Origin of the sequence: Pseudomonas sp. TH08, assembly GCF_016651275.1 — a bacterium.
Lineage (GTDB): Bacteria > Pseudomonadota > Gammaproteobacteria > Pseudomonadales > Pseudomonadaceae > Aquipseudomonas.
This window is the reverse complement of sequence record NZ_JAEKEE010000004.1, coordinates 391,946-404,234: the sequence shown is the minus strand read 5'-3', so window position 1 is coordinate 404,234 and position 12,289 is coordinate 391,946. Positions and strand designations below refer to the sequence as shown.

Below are 12,289 nucleotides of genomic sequence, written 5' to 3'. Positions count from 1 at the left end.
TGCTTGTACTCGCTCGCGCTAAGGTCGAAGCGCCTTTCAGCACGCACTTTGCGCGCCGGGGCGCTAGTGTGTTCGGGGATGGAAATGGATTCCGCAGAAATTCTTGTGCTTCAAGCCAGTTACACCAATCCGCTGCACGCCGAGGCCATCGGTGTCGTGCTCAATCACTATGCCGAAGACCCCATGGGCGGCGGCCATCCGATCGCTCCCGAGCTGCTGCAGCGCTTGCCGGAAGAACTGGCCCGACGGCCTCATGCCTTCAGTGTGCTGGCGTTTGTCGGCGGCGAACCGGCGGGGCTGGTCAACTGTTTTGAAGGCTTTTCAACGTTCGCCTGCAAGCCGTTGGTGAATGTCCACGATGTTGCCGTGGTGAATCGCTTTCGCGGTTTGGGACTGAGCCAGAAAATGCTGCGCAAAGTCGAAGAAATCGCTCGTCAGCGCGGTTGCTGCAAGATCACCCTCGAAGTCCTTGAAGGCAACGACGTGGCGCAGGGCGCCTACCGCAAGTTCGGTTTTGCGCCGGGCATGTTCGACCCGGCGTACGGGCGGATGCTGTTCTGGATCAAGGATCTGCAGGCATAAAAAAAGGCGCCCGAACAGGGCGCCCAACTGTCATCTCCCAGGCCAGAGCTGAGCCATGGGAGGTTCATCGGTTGCTCAAGAAAACTCAGTTTCGATAGGACTCCGTCACTTGCGCCGTCTGGTCGGCGGGGACGCGAATTTCCTTTGCTTTGGCCTCGTCGGTCTGTGCGCTTTGCGCATGGTGGACCGGGAAGTTGTCGTAGTAATAATGCATGCGCTCAGCGCCGCCTTCGGCAAAAACGCTGGCAGAGCCAAGGGTGAATAGACCGGCAAGGATTGCGGTAGTGATTTTCATGGTGCCTCCTACTGAAAAACGTCGGAGCCGTTCATCCATGAAGCTGAACTCGAAACAAAGTCTGTAGGACGTGAATTAACTCGGGGTTAACGCCCGTTCAGTGTAGTTTTTGCAGCATGTTGCGAGGTGTTATCTGACAGGCGCGGCGCACTTCAGGCGCACCGCGTCAGAGGGGAAGGGGTCAGATCTTCCAGTCCAGGCTCAAGGTCACCGTGCGCGGGTCACCCCAGTACACGCCGTTGTAGAAACCGACGTTGTCGTAATACTTCTTGTCGAACAGGTTATTGACGTTCAGCGATGCTGACAGGTGCTTGTCGAATTCATAACGCGACATCAGATTGACCACGGTGTAAGCGTCCTGGTTGATTCGCGTACGCTCGGTGATGATCCGGCCATTGGCACCACGCCCGACCGGGCGGTTGGAATTGCCATAAACGTCGCTCTGCCAATTTACTGCGCCGCCAACCGTCAAGGCATTCCAGTTGCCTGGCAAGCGATACGCCGTGGACAAACGCAGCATGTTCAGCGGTTGGTTGGTGTTGGTGCGCTCCTTGTCGCCATTCACTGAATGGGTGTAGGTGTAACCGGCGGTCATGTTCCAGCCATGGAGGATCTCGCCGGAGACTTCGGCTTCAAAGCCATTGACCTTGTTGCCCTTGCCGCCGCTTTTGTAGAACTCCTCGCCGGTGACCGGATCCGGCGCGACCGAATCGTCGACTTCGGCAACGTTGTCCTGTTTGCTCCAGAACACTGCCGTCGACAGATTCAGGCGTTCTTCCAGCAGGCTGCCCTTGAGTCCCAGTTCGTAATTGCTGCCAACCACCGGATCGAGGTAATTGCGGCTGCTGTCGCGATTGCTTTGCGGTTTGAAAATGTCGGTGTAGCTGACGTAGGCGGTGTATTCCGGCGTCAGGTCATAGAGCAGGCCGGCGTAGGGCGTCCAGATGTCGTTCTGTTTTTGACTAGTTGCATCGACACGGGTCAATTGCCGGTTGTTGTCATAGTAATAATCGCTGTTTTCGCCTTCCCAGCTGCCATAACGGCTGCCGATCACCGCATGCAGTTCGTCGGTGAGACTCAGGCGGGTGGCGAGGTAACCGGCCTTCTGGCGAGTGTTGCCTCGGGAGCCGGTAAGGTCGCTGACAGTATCGGGAAACTTGGCGATATTGCCCATGTACTTCCAGTCGCGGATCTTGCCGTAGTCGTCCGGAACCGGGCCATCGAAGGTCTTGGGCGAGTAGGAGCGATGTTCGGCTTCGCCATAGCCGAACATCATTTCGTGCTCGCGACCGAGCAACGAATAAGGGCCGGAGATATTGAAGTCATAGACGCTCATCTTCTGCGTGCCGATCATGTGCGAGGTGTAGGCGAGCATGCCGCTGCGATCGGCCTCGGGAAAGCCGCCACCGCCGTAATAGACCTTGCCGTCGACATCGCTTTGGCGATGGGTATACGCGGCTTTCAGGCGCCATCCACCGGCCAATTCCTGATCAAGGGTGGCGAAGGCGGTTTTGTCGCGCAGCGGCCAGGAACTCCACGAGGTCGCCATGTTGGTCGAGCGCCCGAGACCGGCCTTGCTGCCATCGGCATTCCAGTAAGGCACGGTGCCCCAGGAACTGCCTTGGACCTGTTTATCCTGATAGTCATAACCGACGGCAAGTACGGTGGACTCGGTCAGGTCAGCTTCGAGAATGCCGTAGCCGACCTCGCGTTGCAGGGCGTATTTGTCGCGTATCGATTGGCTGTCGCGATACGCCAATACCGTACGCCCGCGCAGACGGCCATCGAACGCCAGCGGGCCGCCGACATCGACGTAGCTGTAGTAATCGTCATAGCTGCCGCCGCTGACCCCGGCCAGCGCCTGCAATTGTGCAGTCGGCCGCTTGCGCACCATGTTGATGGTTGCAGAAGGATCGCCCGCGCCGGTGGTCAGGCCCGTGGCGCCGCGCACCACTTCAATGCGGTCATAGATGATGGTGTCGGCGTCGGTCTTCATCCGGTCGAAGGTGTTGAGCATCCCGTCGATCTGGAAGTTGTTGATCGAATAACCGCGTGACGAATAGTTCACGCGGTCCGAATCGAGGTGCTGCACAACGACCCCGGTGGTCTGACGCATGGCCTCGGACAATGTACCGAGTTTGAAATCATCCATTTGCTGACGAGTGACCACGGACACCGATTGCGGGGTTTCCTTGATCGACAGGTTCAACCGCGTCGCCGTGCTCATCGCGCCGGTCGTATAAGAATCAGTGTTTTCAGTGGTGGTGCCCAAACCCTGGGCAGTGACGCTGGTCGATTCCAGTTCCAGCGCCGTGGCGGCAGGCTCCGGCGGTTTTTCCGCTGCGGATTCAGCCAGCAGATCGGGGCTCAGGGCTGCACCACAAAGGCCTAGCGTGAGGGTCATGGAACGGGTGATGGGCGCGAACATCGCAGCCGACTCCTTGTCTTCGAGGGAAAAAATCCGTTTGTTCAAAGACGAAGTGAGGGCATGAGATTTAGTGTCAAACGCGAAACATTATTATTTGATGGCGTTGCGGGCATGAAAAAGGGGCCGGTTTCGGCCCCTTCTCAGTGTTACTTTTGTGCGACATCCGCTGGGGGAGCGTCGGGCTTCTTCGGCTTCATCAGGCTGAAGTCGATCAACGCTCGCTGTTCACGCTCATACGGATTGCCAATCAGCAGCGGACGCGGCTTGAAGCTGTCGCTGACCAGGCTTTTGCTGCGATCAAGCTCATCAAAACTCAAACCGGCCATGTCCGCCCAAGTGTGGATCAACTGCGAGCTGCTATACGGCCGCCCGAGATCACCGGCGAAGCTCCAGTCATGGTTTTCACGCCACTTCGGCGAAGCCCAGGCCATGAAGGGAATGGTGTACATCGGCGCAGTCGGTTTGTTTTCGTTGCGTCCCAGCGTGCTGTGGCCGACCGAGTCAAAGACGTCTTCGCCGTGGTCGGAGAGGTACAGCAGGAAACCGTTCGGATCGGATTTGGCGTAATCCTTGATCAGGCTGGAGACCACGAAATCGTTGTACAGCACCGCATTGTCGTAGCTGTTGTAGGTCGGCAACTGATCGTCACGCACGCCGGCCGGTACGCCATCGCGATCCTGGAACTTGTCGTAGCTCGGCGGATAACGGTACTGATAGCTCATGTGCGTGCCGAGCAAATGCACGACGATGAGTTTACGTTGCGCAGGATCGGTCAGGGCCTTGTTGAACGGCTCGATTACGTCGCCATCGTACTGCGCCGCGTTCTGGTTGCGGTTGTTGTTCAGGTACACCTGCTCATCGGCCTGCTCGGAGAACGTAGTAAGCATGGTGTTGCGCTTGGTCATGGTCTGCTGGTTGGTGATCCAGAAGGTCTTGTAGCCGGCCTGTTTCATCATGCTCACCAGCGACGGTGTCGACAGGTACAGATCCGGGTGTTCTTCATCGGCAAACGTCAGCACCTGTTGCAGCGCCTCGATGGTGTAAGGGCGCGGAGTGATGACGTTGTCGAACACCGCGAGCTGGTCTTTGAGTTTGTCCAGTTCTGGCGTGGTCTTGCGCGGGTAGCCGTAGAGGCTCATGCGCTGACGGTTGGTCGATTCACCGATCACCAGCACCAGCGTGGAAGGCTGATTGGCACCGGCATCCTTGAGGTTGTGCAGCGGCGGGATCTTGCTGGCGCTGTGCAGCATGCCCTGCATTTCGGCAAGGGTGTCGAGGTAGCGGTGATACGCCACGGCCATCTGCCACGGCACGGCAGGCTCGATGCGTGTTTCGAATTTTTCGAAACCGCCGGCGAAGCTGCCGGTGCGCATGGTCTGCTTGACCAGCGGATAGCCGACGACGGCCACGATAATCGCCATGGCTGCCACGAACGCACGGCCACGGGGCAGGTACACCGGGCGCAGGCGAGTCCAGAGGAAGTAGGCGAACAAGGTGTGGGCAAGAAACGCTGGAATCATCCACCAGGCAAAGTACTGAGTCATGTACTCGCCCGCTTCAGAGATGTTCGACTCGAACATGATGAAGATGACGCTCTGGGAGAATTCCTGCTGATAGATGAAGAAGTAACCCAGGCTGGCCATCGAGCAGGCCCACAACACGATGCCGATCACGGCGGCGAGCAGTTTGGTGCGCTTGGGGAACAGCAACATCGGCGCCAGCCAGATCGCGCTCATCACGAACGCCTGGCGGAACCCGGTGAACCCGGAGGTGCCGGTCAACTGAATCAGCAGCTGGGTAATACCGGAAAAGTACCAGAAGAAAACGAACAGCCAGAGAAGTCCGGCCCAGTCGAAACCTGTCGCAGTCGTTTTGCTGCGTTTGAACAATGCCATTCAGCACTCCAGCTCAGTCGTTGCAACCACCGCCGGAAAGCTTCCATGGAACCGACGAACGGAGGCCGCACGCGAACGTCCGGCCAGAATGCGCCGGAGTATCACCAAGGGGATGTGAAAACTTTGTTAGTTGCAGATGACCGTCAGAGGTGAATCATGTAGGGAACGACGGGCGCCGTTCCCGATCAGGCGGGGTCAGGCGTGCGGGTTGCGCATGACCACCGGCAGAGGTTTGGGCTGAGCGCCCTGAGTCAACGCGCGCAACTGCGCCAGCTCCTGCTTGAGTTGGTCGCGCTCGTCTTTCAACTGGCGCAATTCATCGCGACGGATTGTCACGTACAGGGTTTGTGGCGGCATTGCTGTGTGTACTGTGCCCATTGCTCACCTCGCAAATGGCGTGCATCAACTGTAAATCGCTGCCGTTTTTGGCTGCTGACTTACTATCGGCGCCAATTTTGATTTCTTTTGCTTGTGAATGGAACTTTTTTATTTTTCAGGGTCGGTGTGTCTTCGCCACGTTTCGGGGCGTTATCAGTCTGATTCGGGCACAATGCACGGAAACTTCATCGCAACGCTCTGGACTAACCTCCATCAGTCGCGTTGGGCTATAACCAATGACACACATTTATTTGTAGTAAGGAGCATCAGCACATGCAACTCGGGATTATTGGACTGGGCCGCATGGGCGGCAATATTGCGCGGCGTCTGATGCTCAACGGTCACACCACCGTTGTTTACGACCGCAATACCGCTTTCATTGATAACCTGGTCGCCGAGGGCTCCACCGGCGTCGCCGACCTCCCGGCACTGGTTGCCGGCCTGGCCAAACCGCGTGCGGTCTGGGTCATGCTGCCGGCCGGCGCGCCGACCGAAGACACCATCGCCACCCTGAGCACTTTGCTTGAAGCTGGCGATACCATCATCGACGGCGGCAACACCAACTATAAGGATGATATCCGTCGGGCCAAGAGCCTGGCCGAGAAGGGCCTGCACTACATCGACGTCGGTACCTCCGGCGGCGTCTGGGGCCTGGAGCGCGGCTATTGCATGATGATCGGCGGCGACGCTGAAACCGTGCAGCGCCTCGACCCGCTGTTCGCCGCACTGGCGCCGGGTATGGGCGACATCCCGCGCACCAAGGATCGCAAGTCCGACGACCACCGTGCCGAACACGGCTACATCCACGCCGGCCCTGCCGGTGCCGGCCACTTCGTGAAGATGATTCACAACGGTATCGAGTACGGCATGATGGCCGCGTTCGCCGAGGGCTTCGACATCCTCAAGACCAAGTCCAGCGAGCGTCTGCCGGAAGATCAGCGTTTTGACCTCAACGTCGCCGACATCGCCGAAGTGTGGCGTCGTGGCAGCGTGGTGTCGTCGTGGCTGCTCGACCTGACCGCCGATGCCTTGGCCAGCGATCCGAAACTCGACGGTTTCTCCGGTTCCGTCGCCGACAGCGGCGAAGGTCAATGGACCATCGAAGCGGCCATGGAACAAGCGGTGCCGGTACCGGTGCTGTCGAACTCGCTGTTCTCGCGCTACCGTTCGCGCGGTCAAGGCACCTTTGGCGACAAGATTCTTTCGGCCCAGCGCTTCGGCTTCGGCGGCCACGTGGAGACACCGAAGAAATGACCCATACGATCCGTAGAAAATCCAAGGCAGAACCCGCACCACCGACCACGCTGTTTTTGTTCGGTGCCCACGGCGACCTGGTCAAGCGTTTGCTGATGCCAGCGCTGTACAACCTCAGTCGCGACGGCCTGCTTGACGAGAATCTGCGGATCGTCGGCGTTGACCACAACGCCATTACCGATGAGGCCTTCGCGCAGAAGCTCGAAGACTTCATCCGTACCGAAGCGGCGGCGAAGGTCGGCAAGGGCGATCAGATGCTTGATCCGGCCTTGTGGGCCAAGCTCGCCAAAGGTATCAGCTATGTTCAGGGGGACTTCCTGGACGACAGCACATATTCCGCGCTGGCGGCGAAAATCGCCGACAGCGGCACCGGCAATGCGGTGTTTTACCTGGCCACCGCGCCGCGATTCTTCAGTGAAGTGGTGCGCCGTCTCGGCAGCGCCGGTTTGCTCGAAGAAGCCCCGGAAGCGTTCAGAAGGGTGGTGATCGAGAAGCCGTTCGGCTCCGATCTGCAAACTGCCGAGGCGCTCAACGCCTGTTTGCTCAAGGTGATGTCCGAGAAGCAGATCTATCGGATCGACCATTACCTGGGCAAGGAAACCGTGCAGAACATTCTGGTCAGCCGGTTCTCCAACAGTCTGTTCGAAGCCTTCTGGAACAACCATTACATCGACCACGTACAGATCACCGCCGCCGAAACCGTCGGCGTCGAAACCCGTGGCAGTTTTTACGAACACACCGGTGCGCTGCGTGACATGGTGCCCAATCACCTGTTCCAGTTGCTGGCCATGGTTGCCATGGAACCACCGGCGGCGTTCGGCGCCGATGCGGTGCGTGGCGAGAAGGCCAAAGTGGTCGGTGCGATCCGCCCGTGGACCGTCGAAGAGGCTCGGGCCAACTCGGTGCGCGGTCAGTACAGCGCGGGTGAAGTCGGCGGTAAGCCGTTGAACGGTTACCGCGAAGAAGCCAACGTTGCACCCGACAGCAGCACCGAAACCTACGTCGCCCTGAAGGTGATGATCGACAACTGGCGCTGGGTCGGCGTGCCGTTCTACCTGCGCACGGGCAAACGCATGAGCGTGCGTGACACCGAGATTGTCATCTGCTTCAAACCGGCGCCGTACGCGCAGTTCCGTGACACCGAAGTCGACGAGCTGCAACCGACCTATCTGCGCATCCAGATTCAGCCCAACGAGGGCATGTGGTTCGACCTGCTGGCCAAACGGCCGGGGCCGGCGTTGAACATGGCTAACATCGAGCTGGGGTTTGCCTACAAAGACTTCTTCGAGATGCAGCCGTCGACCGGCTACGAAACGCTGATCTACGACTGCCTGACCGGCGACCAGACGCTGTTCCAGCGCGCCGACAACATCGAGAACGGCTGGCGTGCGGTGCAACCGTTCCTTGATGCCTGGCAGCAGGACGCAAGCATTCAGACCTACGCCGCCGGTGAAGATGGCCCGCAAGCTGCCGAAGAACTGCTGACTCGCGATGGCCGCGTCTGGCATGGTCTCGGATGAGTGATTTGCCGAAACAACCTATCCGTTTTCTGCTCAGTGACATGGACGGCACGCTGTTGCTGCCCGATCACACCCTGAGCCAGCGCACCCTGGATGCTGTCCGTTCGTTGCGCGAGGCCGGCGTGTTGTTCAGCCTGGCCACCGGGCGTCCACCGAAAGCCATGTTGCAACAGATCGAGGCGTTGGGCGTTGATGTGCCGACAGCGGCGTTCAATGGCGGCACCATCGTCAACCCGGACGGCAGTTTGCTGGTGGCGCATTACCTGCCGGCGACCACCGCGCTGATTGCGCTGGCAACCTTCGCTGATCAGCCGGATGTCGAAATCTGGGTGTTCAGCGGTGGCGACTGGCTGCTGAAGGACCCGCACGGGCCGATGGTGCCGCGCGAGCAGCATGGCCTCGGCTATCCGCCGGTGGTGGTTGAGAGCTTCGAGCCGTACCTGGAGCGCATCGACAAGATTGTCGCGACCAGCAACAACACTGAACTGTTGGTTGAGTTGGAGGCGCGGTTGTTAGCCAAGGTCAACGGCATGGCGCAGGTTTCGCGCTCGCAACCGGTGTATCTGGATGTCACCGCGCTGGAAGCCAACAAAGGCACGGCATTGGCGACCCTTGCCAAACACCTTGGCGTGCCGCTGGAGCACACCGCTGCCATCGGTGACGGCGGCAACGACCCGGCGATGTTCCATTGTGCGGGGCTGTCGATTGCCATGGGCCAGGCGGAGGAGGCGGTAAAGCGCCAGGCCGATGTGGTCACCGCCCCCAACACCGACGACGGCGTGGCCCAGGCCATCGAAAAATACATCCTGCCGCGCTGAATTCACCCCAAAACAAATGTAGGAGTGAGCCTGCTCGCGATAGCAATGTTTCAGTCACCATTTTCTGGGCTGACACACCGCTATCGCGAGCAGGCTCACTCCTACAGTTTATTCGGTGTAATTACAGCCAGTAGCTGACGGCGTACCAGCCCAGCAGGCCCATCACGACGGTGTACGGCAACGCCATCCACACCATTCGCCCGTACGACAAGCGTACCAGCGGCGCAATCGCCGAGGTCAACAGGAACAGAAACGCGGCCTGACCATTCGGCGTGGCCACACTTGGCAGGTTGGTGCCAGTGTTGATCGCAATCGCCAGCGTCTCGAAGTGTTCACGGCTCATGTGTCCGGCCAGGAACGCCTGTTTCACTTCCGTGATGTAAATCGTCGCGACAAATACGTTGTCACTGATCGCCGACAGCACGCCGTTGGCGATAAACAGCATGCCCGGTTGTTGCTCGACGGGCAGCGCCAACACCCACTCGATCAGCGGTGCAAACAGCTGTTGATCGTGAATCACCGCTACCACCGCAAAGAACACCACCAGCAACGCAGTAAACGGCATCGCGTCCTTGAATGCGCTGCCCAGGCGATGCTCGTCGGTAATCCCGCTGAACGCCGTGATCAGTACAATCACCATCAAGCCGATCAGGCCGACTTCCGCTACGTGAAACGCCAGGCAGCCAATCAGGATCAGCGCCGCCGTACCTTGCACCAGCAACGCAGCGCGTTGGCGTGAGGTGCGTTCAGCATCGTCTTCGGCCGCGTAATTGGCCAGCACGGCGCGGACGTTGTCCGGCAGCAGCGTGCCGTAACCGAACCAACGCAGTTTCTCCAGCAGCACACACGTCACCAGGCCTGCCACCAATACCGGCAACGAAACCGGGGCGACTTTCAGGAAGAACTCAGCGAAGTGCCAGCCCATTTCGTGACCGATCAGCAGATTCTGCGGCTCGCCCACCAGCGTGCAGACACCGCCCAGCGCGGTGCCGACTGCGCCGTGCATCAGCAGGCTGCGCAGGAACGCGCGAAATTGCTCAAGGTCATCGTGGTGCAGCTTTGGCAGGTGCTGATCGTCGCCGAACTCGCTGTCCTGGCGCGGATCGTTGCCCGAGGCAACCCGGTGATACACCGAATAGAAACCGACGGCGGCACTGATGATTACCGCGGTCACGGTCAAGGCATCTAGAAACGCCGAAAGGAAGGCCGAGAGGAAACAGAACATCAACGCCAGCGCCGCTTTCGAGCGCACACCCAACAGCAGGCGCGAGAACAGATACAGCAGCAGATCCTTCATGAAGTAGATGCCGGCGACCATGAACATCAGCAGCAGGATCACCGGGAAGTTGTGCACCAGTTCATCGTAAAGCGCTTGTGGCGTGGTCATTTTCAGCAGCAGCGCTTCGATCAGCAGCAGCCCGCCGGGCATCAACGGATAACACTTGAGTGCCATCGCCAGGGTGAAAATGAATTCGATCACCAGCAGCCAGCCGGCAGCGACCGGGCCGACCGTCCATAACACCAGCGCATTGAGGATCAGGAAACCGACGATGGTCGCCTTGTACCAGCGTGGCGAGTGCCCGAGAAAGTTTTGCGCGAACGCCTGGGCCATTGAACCGGACATCGGTTGCTCCTTGTCTTGAGAAGCGCGCAAGTTGCCGGATGTGTCAAATAAATTCAAGTTGTAACCACGCGAGCACGGCCCCGTGTAGGAGCTGCCGGTCTGGAAATGAGGGTTATAGATTGAGGTAGCGCGCGACCATCGCCCGATAATTGCCATCGAGGGAATAACCACCAACGAGGATCGCGCCATCCTTTTGCATGGCCAGTGAATTGGCTGTGTCCAGACTTCGCCCCAATCGCGTGCGTAACCAGCCGCGGCCCTCACCGAAACTTTGGTCAAGGCGCCCGTCGGCGCAGTAACGGGCGACAATGAAATCCGCCTCGACGCCGCCAATGGTGGCGCCCACCGCGATGATCCGGCCGTCCGCCATGCACTGGGCGGCGCTCCATTGACAGCCGCTGGGGCCGATTTCCAACAGTTGCGGCTGGCCGTCATTGCGGCGCAAATCCGCCCGGCCATTGTGGTGCAGGGTGAGCGCCAGGCAACGGATCGGGTCGTGGCTGCTGCCGAAACAGTGCAGGGCGTCTGCGGATTCAAGGATCTGACTGACCTGAGCGCTTTTACCGTGGGCCTTGAACGCCATGAAGCCGTCCACCGCGAAGCGTTCATCCAGACAGCCATTGGGCAGATAACGCGCCAACAGGCCTTCCTGAGGAAAATCGATCGAGCCGCCCACCACAATTCGGCCATCCTTCTGCAGCATCAGCCTGCTGAGCCAGGTATTGAGCAGCAGTTGGCGGATCATCACGAAACCGCGACCGTTGAAGGTGTCATCCAGACTGCCGTCAGGCTTGAGGCGAATCAGCATGCCGGCGTGATCAGCCAATTCGAAGTGGTGATTGGCGATCAGCAGAATATGCCCGTCGTCCTGTACGGCGAAATCGCAGGCTTCGGCGCCCGGTACGCCAGGCGGCAGCCAGCTGTCGCGTGTACCCATGGACAAATCTCCCGGCAGACGGACCACCTGACGGCCATTCTCGCCGAAGGTTTGATCAGGCTTGCCTTGCGCATCAAACAGGGCAAGAGCGGGCAGGGTGCGATGAGTGTTTTCATAATGCAGGCCCGCCAGCAGGATTCGTCCATCGGGCAGCGCCTGTACTTTACCGGCCATGGCTTCGAAGCCCGGGGCAAATGTATCGATCACGCTGCCCTGATCACCAAAGGACAGATCGGCAGAGCCATCCGTCAGCAGACGCGCCAAGCCGAAGCGGCTGCCCGTAGCGATGCCGACCTTGGCGGCAACCAGAATCCGCCCCTGCGCATCGAGCGCAACATCCTGAGTCAGGCTGGACAGACTGCCGGCGAAATACACCTGAGCCACTCCGGTGGCGGCAAATGATTTGTCGAGTTGGCCGGCATTATTCAAAAGCGTCGGCAGCGCAAAGGCGTTCAGGGTGGACATGCACGCATCTCCTTGCGAGTTGACCGTGACCGGGAAACCGGTGGGTAACTGCATGAGCGAAACATTCAAAACCTGAACAACAAGAAGTACAAC

Annotated in this window: 10 protein-coding genes; 4 read left to right on the top strand and 6 right to left on the bottom strand. The window is 59.3% G+C overall.

The window, feature by feature from the left end; translation table 11 throughout:
- The first annotated feature begins 84 nt into the window (after positions 1–84).
- Complete coding sequence (locus JFT91_RS18965; protein ID WP_201225447.1) at positions 85–582, top strand: GNAT family N-acetyltransferase; 498 nt, start codon at positions 85–87, stop codon at positions 580–582.
- Between the two features lie 85 nt (positions 583–667).
- On the opposite strand, the gene JFT91_RS18960 is transcribed toward JFT91_RS18965, so the two are convergent.
- The 4 genes from JFT91_RS18960 to JFT91_RS18945 all read right to left on the bottom strand — a co-directional run bounded on the left by JFT91_RS18960 (position 668) and on the right by JFT91_RS18945 (position 5,578).
- Positions 668–877, bottom strand: a complete 210-nt coding sequence (locus JFT91_RS18960; protein ID WP_201203305.1) for a hypothetical protein — start codon at positions 875–877, stop codon at positions 668–670.
- A gap of 181 nt (positions 878–1,058) precedes the next feature.
- Complete coding sequence (locus tag JFT91_RS18955) at positions 1,059–3,305, bottom strand: TonB-dependent siderophore receptor (RefSeq protein ID WP_201233475.1); 2,247 nt, start codon at positions 3,303–3,305, stop codon at positions 1,059–1,061.
- A 146-nt stretch (positions 3,306–3,451) separates the two neighbouring features.
- Entirely contained in the window at positions 3,452–5,200 is a 1,749-nt protein-coding gene (locus JFT91_RS18950) for a phosphoethanolamine transferase CptA (RefSeq protein WP_201225453.1), read from the bottom strand.
- Between the two features lie 195 nt (positions 5,201–5,395).
- Positions 5,396–5,578 carry a DUF6026 family protein gene (locus JFT91_RS18945; protein ID WP_008082537.1) on the bottom strand — a complete coding sequence of 61 codons (183 nt, stop codon included), beginning with the start codon at positions 5,576–5,578 and terminating at the stop codon, positions 5,396–5,398.
- A 273-nt stretch (positions 5,579–5,851) separates the two neighbouring features.
- Between JFT91_RS18945 and gnd the strand changes: the two genes are divergently transcribed.
- From gnd to JFT91_RS18930, 3 genes are read left to right on the top strand one after another with little or no spacing between them, the layout of a single operon-like run.
- Positions 5,852–6,832: a phosphogluconate dehydrogenase (NAD(+)-dependent, decarboxylating) gene (gene gnd, locus JFT91_RS18940; protein ID WP_201147906.1), complete on the top strand. Its 981-nt coding sequence runs from the start codon at positions 5,852–5,854 to the stop codon at positions 6,830–6,832.
- Entirely contained in the window at positions 6,829–8,352 is a 1,524-nt protein-coding gene (gene zwf / locus JFT91_RS18935) for a glucose-6-phosphate dehydrogenase (protein WP_201225455.1), read from the top strand. Before gnd ends, zwf begins: the two co-directional genes overlap by 4 nt.
- Positions 8,349–9,170: an HAD family hydrolase gene (locus tag JFT91_RS18930; protein WP_201233474.1), complete on the top strand. Its 822-nt coding sequence runs from the start codon at positions 8,349–8,351 to the stop codon at positions 9,168–9,170. The genes zwf and JFT91_RS18930 overlap by 4 nt, the downstream gene beginning before the upstream one ends.
- Before the next feature lie 121 nt (positions 9,171–9,291).
- On the opposite strand, the gene nhaB is transcribed toward JFT91_RS18930, so the two are convergent.
- The gene (gene nhaB, locus JFT91_RS18925; RefSeq protein ID WP_201233473.1) at positions 9,292–10,794 is read right to left on the bottom strand and encodes a sodium/proton antiporter NhaB; all 1,503 of its coding nucleotides are present in this window, start codon (positions 10,792–10,794) and stop codon (positions 9,292–9,294) included.
- Between the two features lie 112 nt (positions 10,795–10,906).
- A complete protein-coding gene (locus JFT91_RS18920) occupies positions 10,907–12,196 on the bottom strand; it encodes a hypothetical protein (RefSeq protein ID WP_201233472.1) in 1,290 nt (429 codons plus the stop codon).
- Positions 12,197–12,289 lie beyond the last annotated feature (93 nt).

What these genes read in the sequence shown, in the direction of transcription:
- nhaB (WP_201233473.1), bottom strand. Translation starts at nt 10,794, where the DNA reads ATGTCCGGTTCAATGGCCCAGGCGTTCGCGCAAAACTTTCTCGGGCAC.
- JFT91_RS18950 (WP_201225453.1), bottom strand. Translation starts at nt 5,200, where the DNA reads ATGGCATTGTTCAAACGCAGCAAAACGACTGCGACAGGTTTCGACTGG.
- JFT91_RS18960 (WP_201203305.1), bottom strand. Translation starts at nt 877, where the DNA reads ATGAAAATCACTACCGCAATCCTTGCCGGTCTATTCACCCTTGGCTCT.
- JFT91_RS18930 (WP_201233474.1), top strand. Translation starts at nt 8,349, where the DNA reads ATGAGTGATTTGCCGAAACAACCTATCCGTTTTCTGCTCAGTGACATG.
- JFT91_RS18955 (WP_201233475.1), bottom strand. Translation starts at nt 3,305, where the DNA reads ATGTTCGCGCCCATCACCCGTTCCATGACCCTCACGCTAGGCCTTTGT.
- gnd (WP_201147906.1), top strand. Translation starts at nt 5,852, where the DNA reads ATGCAACTCGGGATTATTGGACTGGGCCGCATGGGCGGCAATATTGCG.
- JFT91_RS18920 (WP_201233472.1), bottom strand. Translation starts at nt 12,196, where the DNA reads ATGTCCACCCTGAACGCCTTTGCGCTGCCGACGCTTTTGAATAATGCC.
- JFT91_RS18945 (WP_008082537.1), bottom strand. Translation starts at nt 5,578, where the DNA reads ATGGGCACAGTACACACAGCAATGCCGCCACAAACCCTGTACGTGACA.
- zwf (WP_201225455.1), top strand. Translation starts at nt 6,829, where the DNA reads ATGACCCATACGATCCGTAGAAAATCCAAGGCAGAACCCGCACCACCG.
- JFT91_RS18965 (WP_201225447.1), top strand. Translation starts at nt 85, where the DNA reads ATGGATTCCGCAGAAATTCTTGTGCTTCAAGCCAGTTACACCAATCCG.